A 15,663-nucleotide genomic window follows, 5' to 3' on the forward strand; every position below is an offset into this window, starting at 1 on the left:
ACTCTCGGAAGCTCGCCTCTGCGCCGGGTCGATCAAATGCACGGCGGAAATGGTGCATTTGCCGGCTGGAGCGAGCCGGGAACATGGCGATCTGCCATCGCGCGCCATGACGGGCTTACCGTCGCATTCGACGGCTGGCTGTCCAATAGGGCCGACTTGCTTCGACAGCTGGGCCTTGCGTCCGATACGCCCGTCGCGCTGCTCTATTGCCACGCGCTGAAGAGCTGGGGCGAAAATGCCGATACCATGTGCGACGGCCATTACGCGGCCATCGCTACGGATGGCGAGACGCTGAGGCTGGCGCGCAGTCCATTGGCAGCGCCCCCGCTCCACTGGCGGCGGTGCAACTCGCTTGTCGCGGCAGCTTCGCTGCTGCGCTCGCTGGAAATTCCGGGATATGGTGCGCTGGGCCAGCTCGATACCGGACTTCAGGCCGCCGCTTTGGCTGGAGACCAGGATTATTCCGCTCGTGGGTGGTATACTGAAACGCATCGCGTCCCGCTTGGCCAAGCGATCCTCGTTCGTCCGGACCAAGGCCGAGCCGAAAACGTGTGGCGCTATCCGGGGCCGAACATCGCCGACACTCCCGATGGTAATCATGTGCGCGCAATTCGCACCTTGCTCGATCGCTCGGTTGCCTCGGCTATCGACGGACATGCTGCCGTCGCGCTGTCCCTGTCCGGTGGACTCGATTCCGGTCTGGTAGCCGACAGCGCGCTGCGATCTGCCGATGATTTGCCGGGCGAACGCGCGTTTAAAGCTTGGTGCTATGCACCGGAAAAAGGTGCCGCCACAGCGCCGCCCGGCGACTGGGTCACCGACGAAGCGCAAGCGGCAGAAGCCTTCACCCAATTCCATGAGGGAAGCATCGAGCTGGACATCGTTCGGGCCGAAGGCACCGATTTTCGCGCGCCGCTGGATGATTTGCTCGCCATCTCCCGCTGCGCGCCGCGCGAGATGGCGCTCGTATATCAGCTCGACCGGTGCATGGCCCGCGCCGCCGCCGCAGGCTGCACCGTGATGCTTGGCGGGGACGAGGGCAATTCGACGATCAGTGCAAGCGGTAGCTGGGCGTATCGCCACTGGTTCCGATCCCTGCAATGGCGGCGTTTGGCGAAAGAGCTTCGCTTGCGGCAAAATGATCGACGGCCATTATGGCGCCGGCTTGCCTCGCTTGTCCTGCGCCCAATGATGCCTTCGAGACGGGATGCAAAAGCGACCGAGCGGTATTTCGCCGATCTGGGCATCGCCCGGGGCGCGCGGCAGAGCCTCGGCCTGGATGACAGTCGCTGGCTGCGGCACCAGTTCACCTCAAAAGCAAGGCCGCCCGATCCACGCGAGACGGCGGAACTGCTGGCGGCAGAAGACGATCTCGGCCGAAGCGATGCGCTCAAGGCGCTCGAAGCGCGTCATGGCCTTCCCTATCGCGACCCCACGATAACGCGGGCGTTGACCGAAGCCTGCCTCTCGCTACCCGCCTCCGCCTTCTTGAAAGATGGCGAGACCCGTCATCTTGCGCGCGAGCTCGCGCGCGGAGCGATGCCGGAGGAACAGCGGCTCCGGCAGCTGCCCGAATTCGGTCCGGCAGATGCGCGCGCTAGGATTCTCCGCGCTCGTCCCGAGCTTCTGGCGGAACTGGAGCTGATGGCGGAGCATCCCGAGATACCGCGGGTGATCGATACGATGGGCATGGCCGAGCGCCTGCGCGAGCTGGATGGCAAGGCCGAGCTGACCCCGTCCGATCAGGCATTCTGCTCGGCAGGTTTGCCGGCCGCGATAGCCGCAGGGCGCATGATCGCACGCAGCAGTGGCAGCAACTCCATATGAGTTCGGCAGCGAAAGAGCTGGTCGAACTTGCCGGACGCAAGGACCTGGTAGTGCTCGGCGCGCTCGCGGTCATTGGCGCGGCGACCGAGGGCTTGGGCGTCGTCCTGCTGGTGCCATTGCTAATCCTTTTGTCCGGCGAAACACGTTTCACGCAACTGCCCTTCGAGCTGACGCAGGTGCCCCTCGCAATTTTACTGGCGATATACGTGGTGCTGGTGGCCGTGCGGGCCGGCACCGAGATCGCCCGCGCCTTGCTAGCCCAGCGCGTAACGGTTTCGATCGTCGACGGGTTGCGCCGCCGCGCGCTCGCGGCGCTCTTCGGGGCTGACTGGCGCTTCCTCTCGGGCCAGGCCCAGAGCCGCAACAGGGCGATGATCGTGACATCGATCGACCGGGTCGGCGAGGCAGTACAGTACCTCACCAGCCTCCTTCGGGCAGGCGTAACACTCGTCGCGCTTGCCATTGCAGGCCTTACGCTTTCTCCGATGTTCTCGCTCGGGATGGTGCTGGCGGGCATCGCAGCACTCGCTTTGTTGCGCTGGCTACGGCGCGATGCCCGACGGATCGGAGAAGCGCTGGTCCAGCGATACGAGGGGATATACCGGAAGCTGGAAGAGGGGCTTGCCGCGCTTCGCTTGGCAAAAATGCACGCGCGTGGACGGCGGGAAGTCGACGGGACGGTGCTTGAATTCGAAGCGATGCGCCAGGTCGAGCGGCGCTATATCCTGACCACCATGGCGGCGCGGAGTGCTATACAGATCGGCGCTGCAGTACTTCTGGCCATCGCCGTCTGGTTCGCCATCGAGGGGTTTTCGGCGTCGTCTGCGATCCTGCTCGCATTCGTCGCTCTTGCCGTCCGCGCGATACCGCTGGTCGAATCGATCCAGGCTGCAGCGCAGGGCTGGAACCATGCCGCACCTTCGCTGGAGCAATCACTAGCCCTTATCGGAGAAGCGGAGAAAAACGCCGAACCCCTGCAGACAGGGCCGGTCGGCACCCCTCGCCTTCGCCGCTCAGTGGAATTGCAGAACGTCCGTTTCGTCCATTCCGATGGCCGGATTGCTCTGATGGATGTGTCGCTGAATATTCCGCGGGGACAGATTGCCGCTTTGACAGGACCCTCAGGCGCCGGGAAAAGCACTGTGGCCGATCTGGCCGCAGGTCTCGTGTCCCCCGACCGGGGAGCGGTCCTTATCGATGGCGTGCCGCTCGAGCGAGGGGCGCGGCAGGCTTGGCGATCGCGCGTGGCCTATGTCCAACAGGATGCAGTGCTGTTTTCCGGAAGCGTGCGCGACAATCTGCGCTGGGCCGAGCCGGAGGCGGACGAGCACCAGATTTGCGAAGCCCTACGCCGCGCATCGGCAGACTTCGTTCTCGACCTACCGGGCGGCTTCGATTGCCGGATCGGCGAAGCAGGCCGGGCGCTCTCTGGCGGGGAACGCCAGCGGATCGCCCTCGCCCGGGCGCTGCTGCGTGAGCCAGACCTGCTCATCCTCGACGAGGCGACCAGCGCAGTCGATCCGGCCAGCGAAGAAAAGATCGCGCAAGCGGTAGCGGGGCTCGAAGGCAAATGCACCGTGCTCGTCATCGGTCACCGTGGAGGGCTGGCAGAAATGGCATCGCGCAGGTTCGCGCTTGAAAACGGATGTCTCCTGCCTTCCTGAACACCGCGTCCTTGAAAAGTTCAGCCGCAATTCAGAGCTGTCCGGCTACAAACGGAGCATATCGAAGGTGCGCGGATTGCGCACCCGTTCCGCCCGCGACCGGGCGCGAGAGACGACAACAGGGATTGTTATGACACGTCGCTTGAAGACCCTTACCGGCCTTGCCGCCACCGCTGCCCTTGCCGCTGGAGCATTCTCCGCGCCTGCCGCCGCGCAATATCGCCAGAAAATTACCGAGAACCCGGCAAAATGCGCCGCTGGCGCAGGGCCCGCCGTGCGCGTGACCATCACCGGCATCAAGGAATCGAGCGGTACGATCCGCGTGCAGAGCTATCGCGGGACCAAGGGAGACTGGCTCGAGAAGGGCCGCTGGATCAATCGCATGGAAGCGCCTGCGCGGGCCGGCACGATGACCTTCTGCATGCCCGTGCCGCGGCCCGGCACCTATGGCATCGCCGTGCGCCACGACATCAACGGCAATGGCGAGACCGACATCTTCTCCGACGGCGGAGCGATGTCGAACAACCCCAGCATCAATATCTTCAACCTCGGCAAACCGAGCTACAAGAAGACCGCCTTCACTGTCGGATCGGGCGTCGAATCGATCAGCATCCGGATGCGCTATCGCTGAGCGCGGCGCTTGCGCCAGAGCTCGACCAGCGCGCCCGGCGCCGCAAGCAGCGGATGCTTTGCGCGGAATGGCGTGACTTCGAGCGCGATGCCGGTGTGCCGGTGCAGCTTCCAGGCGGCATAGTCCGCCGCGCCGTCGAAAGTCGTCGTCGCCTTGGCCAGCCGCAGCAGGTTGAGCGCCTTGCCCGCACGCGCGCGAGCATGCCACCAGCGCAGGATTTCGGCCTTCCTCCGCGCGATAAGGTTGGGCGACAGGCGCTCGCCATCATGCGTGAATTTGATCCCCTGAGCCTCCCACGCCAGCGGCAACAGCCCGTCGAAATGCGCCCGGTTGACCGACAGGATCGAGTCCTCGCGCCCAGGCTTCTCAACGCGGAATTCCGCGCGATAGGTCGCCTGGAACAGCGCTCGCCAGAAATCTCCTGCCGTTCCGCTTTCCGGGCCTAGCGCAGCGGCCAGCCGAGCCGCGGTTTGCGCCGCTTGCGAGACTGATTCCGCGATCTCTTTTCGTCGATCGTCGTCGCGCGCCCAGATCAATGCACTCGGCTGGACGAATCGAGCCCAGATCGTCGTGTCGCGCGATTGTCCGCGCGCTGCCTTGGTAAACTGCTCAAATGACAGGGTGGCGATCTTGGCCCGCAGGACCTCACCCCGATAGTCCCACTCGCGATAGCTCACGCGCGGCCAGATCCGCTCGCGCTGCGGCCCCGGCAGGAGAACGTAGAAGTCGAGCACGCCCTCCAGCGAACCGGTCCGCAGGTTCGAGCCATAGAAGAGCACGCCGAGCGCGTCCGCCTCTTCGCCGAGCATCCTCGCATAGACGGCCACTTCCTCGCGGACATCGCGCGCAAGGCTCTCACGCACCCGCTCGTCCAGCGCATCGGTCACGGGGCGATGAAGGTTAGCTCGGGCCCCTGTCCGACGACATAGGTACCTGGCGGGAAGCTTTCCCCGTCGAGGATGACCGGCTCCCCCACCTCGATCGCAAAGCTTTCCGCGGACAGCTGATGGAAGCCGCCTTTCGCCAGCCATTCGGGTCGCCATCCCAGAAGAATCGCCGGGGCCATTCCCATGATCCGCCGCCGTGCCGTATCGAGCACGGCCAGCCTGATGCCCTCGCCGCCCGGTGCGAATAACTTGATATCGAGCGGCAATTTTTCGAGCGTACTTGCGAGGACCAGCGTGCGCCGCCCGGGATCGCCATGCTCCGACCGCGGCATCGGCTCGCCGGACGGCAGATAGGTCAGCTTCGTCGGCGTGCCGCGCCGCCACCGGTTGGTATCGCTGCCGAACAGCGCCTGCAGCACGCCCCAGGCCCCCGTCGCCCCGACGGCGAGCGAATTGAAGAACCCGAGGTCATGCGCATCCTGCCCGACCTCGACACCGAGCGTGAAAGCGCCGCACCCGAAGATGAAGCCGAGCATCGGGGTGTCGCCCGCGCCCTCGCGCTTCACGGACAGCGGTCGGCGCACAATCCGGCGGCCGGTCGCATAGGCGGCGATCGCATCGGGCAGGTTCCACCCGGCAGGCGCGCCCAGATCGACATTTAGGGCATTGGTCTTGCCCTTGGGCAGGATCGCGAGAGCAGGCCACGTTTCGCCGAACACGGCCTGCCCCATCGTCAGCACATCGCGCACGGTCCCGTCGCCGCCATTGATGATGAGATAGTCGATGCCCTGCTGCGCAAAATCGGCAAGCGCGCTGGCAATATCCTCGCGCCGGTCGGGCTGGGCCACGGTAATGCCGGGCCGCTCGGTACAGTCGAGGTCCTGGCCCTTGTTGCGATGGCTGCGCGGATTGTAGATCACCCCGATCCGCGGCTCGCGCGAAATAGACGCGCCGCTGCTCCTGGTCGGCGCGGCAGGGCGCCCCTCGGCTGCTGCGGTCATCGCCAGCGGGTCGAAACGGTAGACGGTTTGATCCATGGTCGCCCAGAGCCTTAACCGTTAAGACGGGCCAATTCCTAGAGGTAAAAGACTGCGATAGAGCTCATGCTTGCGCCGAGGTGTGTGAACCAAAGCGACAGCCAGACCGAAAATATGGCGCACCCGACAGGATTCGAACCTGTGACCTCTGCCTTCGGAGTGCAGAGAAAGGCGATGCAGCTGGACAATGCAGAACACTGAAAGCACTGAAAAACGGCGCATCTCAGTCTTGTGTGGTCCCGTTCTATCCGGCATTATTTTCCGTACTCATTTCATACGTGCGGAAAAGGTAGCTCGCAGTGGCATTGGATCTCAGCAAAGTTGGAGAGCGTGAAAAGCTGAAGGTGCGGCGCGAGCCACATTGGCAGCGCCTCAGGGCCGGTTGTTTTCTGGGTTATCGCCCTTCCAAGCGCGGCGGGCCGGGAACTTGGATTGCGCGGATCTATGATGAGGACACCCGAAGCTATCGGCCAAAATCTCTAGGCGACTTTGGCGAGTTGCCCGGAAACGCACGTTTTGCTGCGGCAAAGAAGGAGGCGGAGGCGCTGGCGGAGCTGGTAGAGGCGGGCGGGGAGATCCGGGCCAAGGTGGAAACGGTCGCGGGCGCTTGCCGCAGCTACGCTGAAGGCCGCCCAGAAGCCGAGTCCCGTTTCAAACGCTATGTTTACGACGATCCGATCGGCAAGGTTAAGCTTGAGAAACTGCGGCGCCGTCATCTTGCCGATTGGCGCAAGCGTTTGGAGGACAAGCCCGCGCTGGTCAGCAGAAACAAGGGCAAGGAAAAACGGACTCGCCCTCGGGCGCCCTCCACCATCAATCGCGATATGGCGTCCGTAAGGGCAGCACTGACGAAGGTGATGTCCCCGGGCACTCCGAATAGCGAGGCGGCTTGGCAAGAGGCCTTGAAGGCCATTCCCAATGCGAACGGACGGCGCACCCTCTATCTCGATCGAGAGCAGCGCAGGAAGCTGGTTGGGGCGACAGACTCAGAAGCGAGGCCTTTCGTTCGTGCTCTTTGCCTCTTGCCGTTGCGGCCAGGAGCTCTGGCAGGGCTTACAGCTGGCGACTTCGACAAGCGCACATCGGAGTTGACCATCGGGAAGGACAAGAACGGGAAGCCGCGCCGTATCCAGTTGCCGACCGAAGCGGCGGAGCTTCTTGCCAAGCAGGCCGAAAACAAACTGCCAGCCGCTCCGCTATTCATGCGCCCCAACGGTAAGGCGTGGGACAAGGAAACGTGGAAAAAGCCGATTGCAGCAGCCGTGAGGTCTGCCGACCTGCCGAAGGATGCGACGGCCTATACGCTGCGCCACAGTACGATCACCGACCTCGTCAGGTCCGGGCTACCCTTGCTAACGATAGCGCAGATAAGCGGCACGAGCGCCGAGATGATTGAGCGCCATTACGGACATCTTGCAAGTGCGGCAGCTTTGGTAGCATTAGCCACGTTATCTCTATAAATGCGATTTGGGGCGGGCAATTATGGTTCAACAATGGTTTGCGACTTTAGCTGCAATTTCCCTCGCTTTGTTACCAATGGCCGTCGAGGCGAAAGTAAACGCTGATTGGCCAGTTTCCGACGCCGGCCCCGTTTGGCTGGCAGAAAACGATGGCTCGGTGAACAATGTTGAAGTGGTCGACCATTTCATCCGAATGTCGCGATGCTGGCCATCGGAAATTGGGCTATATATTTGCGCAGTCGTTGAGACCGGGAGCGATGAGAGAAGCGCAGTAAGTATCAGGTCTGGCTATGTTTTAGACATCAATCGGGCTTTCGCTCTCCGGAATGATTACAGCTGTTTGGTTGAAGCCTCTTCTTCTGAGAGTTTAGGACCACGCACCATAACCGAACGAATTTTGGGCACTGGTCATTCCAACACGATTACCGTCGATGAGCTGGAGAAGCGCTGGTCTGCTGGGTTTGTTGAGTCCACCCTAGACCGCAGTCGCGAAGTTAATGGTTTTCATTTCGACTGCCTCGCGATCGGGGAGTTGATTGCGGACAAGGGCGTAAGTTCCTTCCTCGATCCGTTCTATGTCGGAGTAAAAACAATTTCTGGGCGGCAATCTCCCGCAGCAGGGGTCAAGAACTGACGGCAAAGTCAGTTTTCCGCAATTAGGTTCGATGCACCTATTGACCCCGGGCGCGCAATTGGGTTCAATGGACCCATGTTGGATGGCCAGAAAGATTACTACCCGATTCGCGACACCTTTTCGCGGCAGCAAGTGCGTGACCGCACTGGTGTTTCAGATGATGTCCTGGCATTTTGGATTAAGCAGGGGATCCTCCAGCCGCTTCCAGCTGCACCTCGTGCTCATCGCCGGTTTCAATTTGAGCAGTTGCATGTGGCTGCCGTGATGAACTCGATGCGAGCGCTCGGGGCGAACATCGGTGTCTTGAGGGTTTTCTCAGACGCACTCCAAGAAGGCCTTAAGCTTATTCGAGAAAGCGAGTTTGATTCCGATGCCCTCGGAGCGGCAGCACGTTTGGCTAACAGCCTAGACCGTTTTTCTAAAGGTACTGAGATCAAGATCTACGATGCCGCGCGCGATCCAGAAAACGACGAACTAGCCAAAAGTGAAGCCGACGTCATTCGGGGCTGGATCAATAGCGACAGTCAGGACGGAGCCTCGATTGAACTTGCGGAATTTGTCCGCTCGCTTTCCCCTCAGCAAGGCCGCGCGATTAGTTGGGCGCGCATCTTAATTGACCACGCCCACCTAACCCACACTGGAACCTACGGATCTCGGTGGATAGCTTGGCTAGATGAGAACGGTGCTGCCCAATTCGAGGACACTAACGCCTGGGTCCTAGAGAGCGGAGATGGTCCCGATGCAGCTTTTTACATCCCTGTTTCGAAACTAATCGCAAGAATTTGGTCTGACCGACTCGTGTCAGCAAAGAGCCTCTACGAAGAGAGGCGGCAAAAATTCTTGGAGGAATACAGAGCGCGAAGGGGGGGTGAAACAATGGACCCCTAAAGACGAAGCCCCACCCAAGGGGCGAGGCTCCGTGCGAAAACTTGGAACGTCATTCGCACGACCCTCATACCCCTTCCAAACCGCCCTTACAAACCGAAATGTTCGGGTCCGGCAACGGACCTCGGGCAAGGTAATGACGCAGGAGAAGCGGTTATGACTCCGTTCGCATTAAGTATTCCAGAGGCCGTAAAAGTATCCGGACTGTCCCGCACCGCTATTTATCAAGCATTCCGCGACGGGCTGCCAGCCCGCAAGGCGGGCAAGCGCACACTGATACTGGCGAAAGACCTAGAGGCCTATCTCGCAAACCTTCCCACCTATCAGGTGGAGGGTTGAGCGATGGAGCGGACACGAAAAAACCGGGGCGCTGGTACCGCCCCGGTCTCGCACGATCCTATTGGTCTCAGGTCGCAACATTCCCTTACCGCTCCGGGCTGGCGCTGGCAACTCATAGCAACGCGCTATCGTCTGCCCACAGCGATTGCGCGCCAAGTGGAACTGCATTGCTTTGGGGAGGCGGCAAATGACTGACGGTCGCTTTCCCAATCATCGAGTAGCAGCGCTGGCGCTGCTTAACGGGGACGTTCGCCTGACGCGCAAGGCCGGGCAGTTTCTCGGCCAACTAGCGGTCGATGCCACTCCGCTAAGCGAGGCCCAGGCCGATTGGCTGGGCAAGCTGCTGGAGCGAGCCGATCTCCCCCCATTGACGAAGGGAGATCAGTTATGAGCACCTATCCTGATGCTCCCGGCCACCGCGGGGTGGAAACGTCGATTGCGGCTGCTCAGGCTCTCGCCTCCAAGCTTGGGCCACTACAACGCATGGCAGAGAAGGCTATTCGTGAGGCTGGCAGGTACGGCCTTACAGCCGACGAACTCGCCGAGAGGCTGAAGAAGGACCGTTACTCGATCCAGCCGCGCACGAGCGAATTGAAACGGAAGGGGCTGATCCGCGACAGCGGGCAGCGCAGGCCAAATAGCTCAGGCAAGCTCGCTATTGTCTGGGTAGCTAAATGAGGTGCGCCGCCATGGTTGAGAAGCGGTTCTCTAAAAGCCATGGCGGCACCTTTGAAACTTCACCGGAACGCGGAAACGGTGAAGTTTCACGGGTGCGGCCACCGATAGAAGACGGCAGAAAACGGGCTTGCAGCGCAACTGGCACGTTACCTGCATTAGATAGTCTAACTCTAGGTGTGCCAGCCGATTTGCCTCAGGGCAGCGGACGCGGCGGAGCGCGCAACTGTGCCAGCCGTGAGAGTCATGCACTGACAGCCGCCCAGATCGCCAATCTGAGGGCTGCAAAGCGCCATGCTGCCCAGATCGGCCTCCCGTTTACTCGGATGATTACAATCCACTGGGAGGCCGCTGGAGTGCCCTTGGAGGGCATGGTGAAAGCGACGGGGCGATTTACCGACCTGCTAGGCAAACTGCTGGCGCGACACGGCAGACGCTCGGCTTGGCTCTGGGTAATGGAGAATGGCGAAAAGAAGGGAGGGCACTGCCACATGCTTAGCCACGTACCAGCGGACCTCGTGGCAACACTAACGGCGCATCAACGGCGCTGGCTGCATAAGATCACCGGCAGGCCGTATCGTTCGCGCGTGATCCACAGCAAGCCCATTGGAGGACGGTTGGGACTGGAGCACGGAAACCCGGAACTGCACGCCGTGAACGTAACGGCGGCGCTGTCTTATCTGAGCAAAGGAGCAGATCGCGAGGCGGGGTCAAAGCTGGGCCTGGAGCGGCTGGAGGCAGGCGGGCTTGTGATCGGCAAGCGATGCAGTGCCTCGCAAAACATCAATCGAAAAGCGAGGTACGAGGCGTCCAGTTTTGTCCCCTTCGGACGCGCAGATGGGGATGCAGATTTATGAGGCTTAGATCCGGAACTTTAAAGGCAGCCTTCAACCCAACTGATACCGTCTTGGCCTTTCCAGAACTCTACTCTGCTACCTTGATCGTTGGGCCAAATGCGCACGGCAAAGCGAACCCATCCAGTCGCGGCGTTGCGGAAGACAAGACGTGTCGATCCATCCTCGCGCTTTTGTCGGGTGACTTGGTGAACTGCTGCATAGGCGTTTGCGAGGCAGTAATCGATGTCATCAGGGTTGCGCTCAGAATAGACCACTTGCGTCGGCGCTTCGAGCATTGGGTCGGTTGTCGAGACGCAACCCCCAACCGCGAGGCCAAGGGCGGCTAACGTAAGTCGTATCCTCATCAAAATCCCCTTCGCCAAAGACTTAGCCGCTTAGGCGCGAACTGCAAAGGCCATCTGCCCGTCCCGTGAAGTAGGTCAATCGTGAGAAAGGAATTGAGTTGTGGCAAGGAAACCAAGAGCAAAGGCAACCGACCCGATGCAGCCCGACAACGCACTCCACGTCGAGCAATCGGCCGATGAAACCGGGGCGCAAGCGGTCGCTCGCAAATTGCTCGAACCCACATTTAAGAATGCGGCGGCGGCGGCGGGTTTTACCGGACGCATGATCGGAGACAAGATCGAAGCGCCGGGGATCAGCGACTATGCTTTGCACGTGCAACTGGTTGCAAATGAAGCTGCGGAAGGCGAATTAGCGATGGCCAGCCGCATCCTTGCTTCCCAAGCTATTGCTCTCGACAGCATGTTCGCGGAGCTAGCCCGCAGAGCCGCACTCAATATGGGCGAATACATGGACGCGTCCGAGCGATACGGGCGTTTAGCACTCCGCGCGCAAACGAATTGTAGAACCACTCTGGAAGCATTGGCCAAACTGCACCAGCCGCGCGAGCAGACTGTGCGACGCGTGCACGTCAATGAAGGCGGGCAAGCCGTGGTTGCAGAGCATTTTTACAATGTTAACGACGAAGGAGGCCGTGCAATTCTTGACGGAAAGACCTTTGCAAGTGGGGCCGCCATCGAAGGGGCCTCATTGATAGGCCGGGATGCAGGTTAGCCAGAAATGCCGATCGAACTGTTTTTTGGGGGGGCTGAGAATGTGGGTAGCAAATTTGACGGCTAGGAATGTTCTCAAAGTCCTAGCCTACATGGCAGCGCTATCGCTGATCGGAGTGGTATTACTGATCATAGTGGCGCTGAGTCTCGACGGTGCCACGCCTTCGGGTCTCGCGATCTCTGTACTTGCGCTCGCCGTAGGCCTTATTTTTGGGAGCCCCCTGATAGTAGGGGTTTGGATTTGGGCAAAGTGGAAGAAAGAGAAAGACCGACTGGCAAAAGAGCGGAAGGCGCAGTTCGATGAAGACAGGGCGCAAAGAGTTCTTACCAACCGAGCCAATGAGAGAGAAAGATTGCGCGCCTCAATACGAGAGCACCACGGTGCGCTTTCCAAAAATTTACATAGAGCCGTAGTGAGAAATGATTACGGCGCAGTTGTTAGCGACAATCGCCATGGAGCCATCTTAGAGTTCCTAGACAGCACAGGGATCAGCGAGCACCTTGTACCGATAGATGAGGCTGTTTCGATTATCGATTGTGAACTGTCTTCGCTTCAAGAACACCATATCGAAAGCGGATTTGATGTGTCCTCTATCCCCACAGATGGCCATGAATTCGAGCACTGGGTGGCGTCAGCCCTCAAAAGCTTCGGGTGGAGTGCAAGCGTCACGTCAGGGTCCGGCGACCAAGGAATAGATGTGATCGCAAGTCGTAGTGGCCGAACCGTCGGCTTGCAGTGCAAGCTCTATTCCGGACCTGTCGGAAATAAGGCAGTCCAAGAGGCGTTCGCAGGCCGCTCTTATCACCGCGTGGAAAAGGTCGCGGTAATTTCCAATTCTAGATTTACGCCAAGCGCGCAGGAACTCGCTGCATCCACCGATGTGATACTGCTCTCTCATCACGATCTGCCAGCGTTGTACGATAAGGTCTTCAAAAAGTAGAACGCCTTCGGGAGGGGCGCAAATGCCGAAACCAACAAACAATCCCATGCAACCGAAGCGGCTGGCAAGCGCGCCTCGCTGTTTAGCTCAAACACGGAAGGGCACGGAGTGCCAATCGCCTGCGGTGAATGGCAAGAAGCGTTGCCGAATGCACGGCGGGACAAATCCGGGCGCTCCGAAGGGCAATAAGAATGCCTGGAAGCATGGCGCCCGATCAGCAGAAGCCTCAGTTATGGCAAAGTTAATTGAGCAGCTTTCGATAGATTCGATGCCGTCGTAACGAGGTCAGCGCTTACGCTGACGTTCTCTGCTTATAAACGAAACTCTGCCGGGATCGGCACTTCAGATTAGCAAATCCAAAGGTCGTGTGGCTGCCGAAATAGCCTACATTCCGGCAGGCTCACCCCCCTTCGCTTGACTGAGGGTCTGCTTTGCTTCGGCAGCCACGGATACTGCCTAGAACCCAATTGCTTACCAAAGATCAAACGCTCCAGCGATTAGCACCAGATCATGGAATAGCGCCTTACGGCGAACCCGTCCTCGACCTGCTCGCAGGAGAGATCAACGTCTGCCGCGTAGCATCGTGCAACCGTGCGCCCGTATCGATCAATATCGGTCTTGCGACAGGTAACAGGGCCAGAGGTGGTCAATCGCCTAAGATTAGCCGTGCTAGCCCAAGGATCGCCGGCAGTGCAATTGCGACCTGGGCGACAATGGCCAGGCATCTCTGGGGCATCTATTCCCTGCATTCTGATGCGTATCCCACCGCAATCAAAAGTATCGCCGTCGATGACTCGGACATTCGAGCAGGAGAAGCGATCTCCCCCAGTGGTCAGCGTACGAGTATCGCTGAACGCATAAAGGCCAGCAAGGCCGCCAAGCGCGACTCCCATGGTCGCGATCATCGACTGCGAGTATCCCCATCGCCACTTCTGCCGAGATCGGCGAGACTTCGTTTCGGTATAGGCTTGGGGAAAATGGCGGCGAACCAAACCAGCCCGTTTCTTCCTGAATTTGAGGATTCGCGCCATTGTTCGATTTATCGCTTGAGAGAAAGCACTGGGCATGCCGTCACAGAGCATCTGCAACTTTAGGTTGGTCCCATCGATTTTATACGATGGATGTAGTCTTGGAAGTAGCCTAGATAACGGTATTTCTATATCTCAGGACATTAGTCGCGTGGAAACGCGCTTGTAGAAGCGCTATTCAATTGTATTGCGGCGTTCTTGGGAGGTGCTACGATTCCATACGCGCTTTTGGGGGGCGAGATAGAATTGCACGAAGAGACACAATCAAGGAGGCTGCGCGCGTTTGGCGGGGCAGCTGTTTCGGCAATTTTTCTGGCAGGTATGCTGTCGGTAAGTCTCGGCCTAGTTTCTTTGGCCAAGAGTTTGTGGCCGATGATCTGGGGTCACGACTTCGCCGGTGAGCCGTTTTGGCAATTTATACGATTGGATGGCGCGCCGCACAAACTGTTCAAGCTTGATCGGGTCTGGTGGTTGCTTTTCATCGGCCCCGGTATCTTGGCTGGCTTAGCTACCGGCCTCTCTGATTTTCTTGAATGGCTTATGCGATCCCCAGAACAACGAGCCGCAGCGAGAGAGAGGCGCGCGAAGCTGGAGTCTGAGAGAGTGCAGAAGGAGCAGCAGAGGCGCGAGGAGGCAAAGAGGCTGCGGAAAGAGAAGAGTAAGCCGATGAGTGGTTGGAGAAGGTTGTGGATCGTCCTATCGATTGTTCTCGGCATCCCTATGTTCGCCATTGCTTATGATGACCGCTCTCGGATTTACACCACATTAGAACCGAACGAGTACGTCCAATCGCTTCAAGGCCAGGAGTTCTGGGACGCACTCTTTGAGCAATCCCTGCATGAAGAGCGCTCTACCAGCAGTTGCCTAATCTCGACCGTGAGGATGGAGAGCTTTGGACAATATTACTCGGTGAGCTGCGAGAGAGAGCCTACCGACGTCTTTATCGAGGCATTGCTTTTCGCTCTCATTCCCGGGCTATTTATGCTCGTAGTTGGACTGACAATCCGCTGGATCTATCGGGGCTTCAAGCCGCAAACTGTAAGTTAGATTTATCGGAGGGGGTCATATGGCCACTCGCACCCTAGTTTATACCATCTTGCTCGCCACAGCGACGGCTTGGCCCACCGTGGCGTCAGCGCAAAGGGTCGATTTTGCGGTTAAAGCGGTGAGCGGAATTACTGCGATTGGCGCCGACTTAGAGGTCGAGGTTGTGTCCGGGATCTCCGCGATAACTGTCGACGAAAAGTGGGAAGTGGTAGGTGTCTGCAGCAACGCTCCCAACATTGAAGTGGAGTTTGTAACTGGCATTAGCGCCATCTCAGCAGATCTAAAGGTCGAGCTGGTCAGCGGCATCAGAGCGATCAATGCGGATCGCAAGATTTGCATCACGAACGCTAGTGAGTTGAGTGAAGATACGCGCAAGATGCTCAGGCTTTCCGACTGAATCTCGCATGAAATTGGAAGCCCGAATTTAGGCTGCGGCTGTCTTGTCAAACCAAGAGAGGGCTACCTGCCTTTTTCATACTAGTTGCATACTCGCCACTGGGCATGATGCTAAGTCATTGAAAAAGTGGCGCACCCGACAGGATTCGAACCTGTGGCCTCTGCCTTCGGAGGGCAGCGCTCTATCCAGCTGAGCTACGGGTGCTTGCGGGGCCGGTAAGCCCGTCGGCGAGCGGGCCGCTTAGCAAAGCGGGCAGGGGCTCGCCAGTACAAATCGCATTCCCGGGGATCGGCGCGCCG

20 protein-coding genes and 1 tRNA gene are annotated in these 15,663 nt (G+C 59.5%); 16 read left to right on the top strand and 5 right to left on the bottom strand.

Features of this window, described 5'->3' with window-relative positions; all coding sequences use genetic code 11:
- Positions 1–36: 36 nt before the first annotated feature.
- The 3 genes from ACSH0F_RS02950 (at position 37) to ACSH0F_RS02960 (ending at position 4,122) form a co-directional block, all read left to right on the top strand.
- Positions 37–1,827 carry an asparagine synthase-related protein gene (locus tag ACSH0F_RS02950; protein WP_435199741.1) on the top strand — a complete coding sequence of 597 codons (1,791 nt, stop codon included), beginning with the start codon at positions 37–39 and terminating at the stop codon, positions 1,825–1,827.
- Positions 1,824–3,491 (top strand): ABC transporter ATP-binding protein, encoded by a 1,668-nt coding sequence (locus tag ACSH0F_RS02955; protein WP_435199743.1) that lies wholly within the window; start codon positions 1,824–1,826, stop codon positions 3,489–3,491. Before ACSH0F_RS02950 ends, ACSH0F_RS02955 begins: the two co-directional genes overlap by 4 nt.
- 130 nt (positions 3,492–3,621) lie before the next feature.
- Positions 3,622–4,122 carry a DUF2141 domain-containing protein gene (locus ACSH0F_RS02960; protein ID WP_435199745.1) on the top strand — a complete coding sequence of 167 codons (501 nt, stop codon included), beginning with the start codon at positions 3,622–3,624 and terminating at the stop codon, positions 4,120–4,122.
- Here the strand turns inward: ACSH0F_RS02960 and ACSH0F_RS02965 are convergent.
- A complete protein-coding gene (locus ACSH0F_RS02965; RefSeq protein WP_435199747.1) occupies positions 4,113–5,009 on the bottom strand; it encodes a hypothetical protein in 897 nt (298 codons plus the stop codon). The two genes, ACSH0F_RS02960 and ACSH0F_RS02965, sit on opposite strands and share 10 nt — an antisense overlap.
- Entirely contained in the window at positions 5,006–6,046 is a 1,041-nt protein-coding gene (locus tag ACSH0F_RS02970) for a diacylglycerol/lipid kinase family protein (RefSeq protein ID WP_435199749.1), read from the bottom strand. The genes ACSH0F_RS02965 and ACSH0F_RS02970 overlap by 4 nt, the downstream gene beginning before the upstream one ends.
- A 299-nt stretch (positions 6,047–6,345) precedes the next feature.
- Here ACSH0F_RS02970 and ACSH0F_RS02975 point away from each other — a divergent pair, with 299 nt between their 5' ends.
- The 7 genes from ACSH0F_RS02975 (at position 6,346) to ACSH0F_RS03005 (ending at position 10,896) form a co-directional block, all read left to right on the top strand.
- Positions 6,346–7,506 (top strand): tyrosine-type recombinase/integrase, encoded by a 1,161-nt coding sequence (locus tag ACSH0F_RS02975; RefSeq protein ID WP_435199751.1) that lies wholly within the window; start codon positions 6,346–6,348, stop codon positions 7,504–7,506.
- A gap of 76 nt (positions 7,507–7,582) precedes the next feature.
- On the top strand, positions 7,583–8,140 hold the full coding sequence (locus ACSH0F_RS02980) for a hypothetical protein (protein WP_435199753.1): 558 nt from the start codon (positions 7,583–7,585) through the stop codon (positions 8,138–8,140).
- 75 nt (positions 8,141–8,215) lie between these two features.
- On the top strand, positions 8,216–9,028 hold the full coding sequence (locus ACSH0F_RS02985) for a MerR family transcriptional regulator (protein ID WP_435199755.1): 813 nt from the start codon (positions 8,216–8,218) through the stop codon (positions 9,026–9,028).
- 153 nt (positions 9,029–9,181) lie between these two features.
- Entirely contained in the window at positions 9,182–9,364 is a 183-nt protein-coding gene (locus tag ACSH0F_RS02990) for a helix-turn-helix domain-containing protein (RefSeq protein WP_435199757.1), read from the top strand.
- A gap of 187 nt (positions 9,365–9,551) precedes the next feature.
- On the top strand, positions 9,552–9,755 hold the full coding sequence (locus ACSH0F_RS02995) for a hypothetical protein (protein ID WP_435199759.1): 204 nt from the start codon (positions 9,552–9,554) through the stop codon (positions 9,753–9,755).
- Complete coding sequence (locus ACSH0F_RS03000; protein WP_435199761.1) at positions 9,752–10,042, top strand: hypothetical protein; 291 nt, start codon at positions 9,752–9,754, stop codon at positions 10,040–10,042. The genes ACSH0F_RS02995 and ACSH0F_RS03000 overlap by 4 nt, the downstream gene beginning before the upstream one ends.
- 11 nt (positions 10,043–10,053) lie before the next feature.
- Positions 10,054–10,896, top strand: a complete 843-nt coding sequence (locus ACSH0F_RS03005; protein WP_435199763.1) for a hypothetical protein — start codon at positions 10,054–10,056, stop codon at positions 10,894–10,896.
- Between the two features lie 17 nt (positions 10,897–10,913).
- Here ACSH0F_RS03005 and ACSH0F_RS03010 read toward each other — a convergent pair whose 3' ends face one another.
- Entirely contained in the window at positions 10,914–11,171 is a 258-nt protein-coding gene (locus ACSH0F_RS03010) for a hypothetical protein (RefSeq protein WP_435199765.1), read from the bottom strand.
- 205 nt (positions 11,172–11,376) lie between these two features.
- Here ACSH0F_RS03010 and ACSH0F_RS03015 point away from each other — a divergent pair, with 205 nt between their 5' ends.
- From ACSH0F_RS03015 to ACSH0F_RS03025, 3 genes are all read left to right on the top strand, one after another.
- Positions 11,377–11,952, top strand: a complete 576-nt coding sequence (locus ACSH0F_RS03015) for a hypothetical protein (RefSeq protein ID WP_435199767.1) — start codon at positions 11,377–11,379, stop codon at positions 11,950–11,952.
- Positions 11,953–12,043: 91 nt separating this feature from the next.
- Positions 12,044–12,892 carry a restriction endonuclease gene (locus ACSH0F_RS03020; RefSeq protein ID WP_435199769.1) on the top strand — a complete coding sequence of 283 codons (849 nt, stop codon included), beginning with the start codon at positions 12,044–12,046 and terminating at the stop codon, positions 12,890–12,892.
- A 46-nt stretch (positions 12,893–12,938) separates the two neighbouring features.
- Entirely contained in the window at positions 12,939–13,172 is a 234-nt protein-coding gene (locus tag ACSH0F_RS03025) for an HGGxSTG domain-containing protein (protein ID WP_435200541.1), read from the top strand.
- A 217-nt stretch (positions 13,173–13,389) separates the two neighbouring features.
- Here the strand turns inward: ACSH0F_RS03025 and ACSH0F_RS03030 are convergent, their stop codons facing one another.
- Positions 13,390–13,641 carry a thermonuclease family protein gene (locus ACSH0F_RS03030; protein ID WP_435200543.1) on the bottom strand — a complete coding sequence of 84 codons (252 nt, stop codon included), beginning with the start codon at positions 13,639–13,641 and terminating at the stop codon, positions 13,390–13,392.
- Between ACSH0F_RS03030 and ACSH0F_RS03035 the strand changes: the two genes are divergently transcribed.
- The 3 genes from ACSH0F_RS03035 (at position 13,606) to ACSH0F_RS03045 (ending at position 15,364) form a co-directional block, all read left to right on the top strand.
- Positions 13,606–13,986 (top strand): hypothetical protein, encoded by a 381-nt coding sequence (locus tag ACSH0F_RS03035; RefSeq protein ID WP_435200573.1) that lies wholly within the window; start codon positions 13,606–13,608, stop codon positions 13,984–13,986. The two genes, ACSH0F_RS03030 and ACSH0F_RS03035, sit on opposite strands and share 36 nt — an antisense overlap.
- Before the next feature lie 180 nt (positions 13,987–14,166).
- Positions 14,167–14,967, top strand: coding sequence for a hypothetical protein (locus ACSH0F_RS03040; protein WP_435199771.1), 801 nt, complete (start codon positions 14,167–14,169; stop codon positions 14,965–14,967).
- A gap of 19 nt (positions 14,968–14,986) precedes the next feature.
- Positions 14,987–15,364, top strand: a complete 378-nt coding sequence (locus ACSH0F_RS03045) for a hypothetical protein (RefSeq protein ID WP_435199773.1) — start codon at positions 14,987–14,989, stop codon at positions 15,362–15,364.
- Between the two features lie 127 nt (positions 15,365–15,491).
- Here ACSH0F_RS03045 and ACSH0F_RS03050 read toward each other — a convergent pair.
- A tRNA-Arg gene (locus ACSH0F_RS03050) sits at positions 15,492–15,568 on the bottom strand.
- Positions 15,569–15,663: the final 95 nt, after the last annotated feature.

Source organism: Qipengyuania sp. 902 (assembly GCF_051195295.1).
GTDB lineage: Bacteria > Pseudomonadota > Alphaproteobacteria > Sphingomonadales > Sphingomonadaceae > Qipengyuania.

Excerpts from the sequence above, each read along its gene's own strand:
- ACSH0F_RS02950 (WP_435199741.1), top strand. The coding sequence starts at position 37 with ATGCACGGCGGAAATGGTGCATTTGCCGGCTGGAGCGAGCCGGGAACA.
- ACSH0F_RS02955 (WP_435199743.1), top strand. The coding sequence starts at position 1,824 with ATGAGTTCGGCAGCGAAAGAGCTGGTCGAACTTGCCGGACGCAAGGAC.
- ACSH0F_RS02960 (WP_435199745.1), top strand. The coding sequence starts at position 3,622 with ATGACACGTCGCTTGAAGACCCTTACCGGCCTTGCCGCCACCGCTGCC.
- ACSH0F_RS02970 (WP_435199749.1), bottom strand. The coding sequence starts at position 6,046 with ATGGATCAAACCGTCTACCGTTTCGACCCGCTGGCGATGACCGCAGCA.
- ACSH0F_RS02980 (WP_435199753.1), top strand. The coding sequence starts at position 7,583 with ATGGCCGTCGAGGCGAAAGTAAACGCTGATTGGCCAGTTTCCGACGCC.
- ACSH0F_RS02985 (WP_435199755.1), top strand. The coding sequence starts at position 8,216 with ATGTTGGATGGCCAGAAAGATTACTACCCGATTCGCGACACCTTTTCG.
- ACSH0F_RS02990 (WP_435199757.1), top strand. The coding sequence starts at position 9,182 with ATGACTCCGTTCGCATTAAGTATTCCAGAGGCCGTAAAAGTATCCGGA.
- ACSH0F_RS02995 (WP_435199759.1), top strand. The coding sequence starts at position 9,552 with ATGACTGACGGTCGCTTTCCCAATCATCGAGTAGCAGCGCTGGCGCTG.
- ACSH0F_RS03000 (WP_435199761.1), top strand. The coding sequence starts at position 9,752 with ATGAGCACCTATCCTGATGCTCCCGGCCACCGCGGGGTGGAAACGTCG.
- ACSH0F_RS03005 (WP_435199763.1), top strand. The coding sequence starts at position 10,054 with ATGGTTGAGAAGCGGTTCTCTAAAAGCCATGGCGGCACCTTTGAAACT.
- ACSH0F_RS03010 (WP_435199765.1), bottom strand. The coding sequence starts at position 11,171 with ATGCTCGAAGCGCCGACGCAAGTGGTCTATTCTGAGCGCAACCCTGAT.
- ACSH0F_RS03015 (WP_435199767.1), top strand. The coding sequence starts at position 11,377 with ATGCAGCCCGACAACGCACTCCACGTCGAGCAATCGGCCGATGAAACC.
- ACSH0F_RS03020 (WP_435199769.1), top strand. The coding sequence starts at position 12,044 with ATGGCAGCGCTATCGCTGATCGGAGTGGTATTACTGATCATAGTGGCG.
- ACSH0F_RS03025 (WP_435200541.1), top strand. The coding sequence starts at position 12,939 with ATGCAACCGAAGCGGCTGGCAAGCGCGCCTCGCTGTTTAGCTCAAACA.
- ACSH0F_RS03035 (WP_435200573.1), top strand. The coding sequence starts at position 13,606 with ATGGCCAGGCATCTCTGGGGCATCTATTCCCTGCATTCTGATGCGTAT.
- ACSH0F_RS03030 (WP_435200543.1), bottom strand. The coding sequence starts at position 13,641 with ATGCAGGGAATAGATGCCCCAGAGATGCCTGGCCATTGTCGCCCAGGT.
- ACSH0F_RS03045 (WP_435199773.1), top strand. The coding sequence starts at position 14,987 with ATGGCCACTCGCACCCTAGTTTATACCATCTTGCTCGCCACAGCGACG.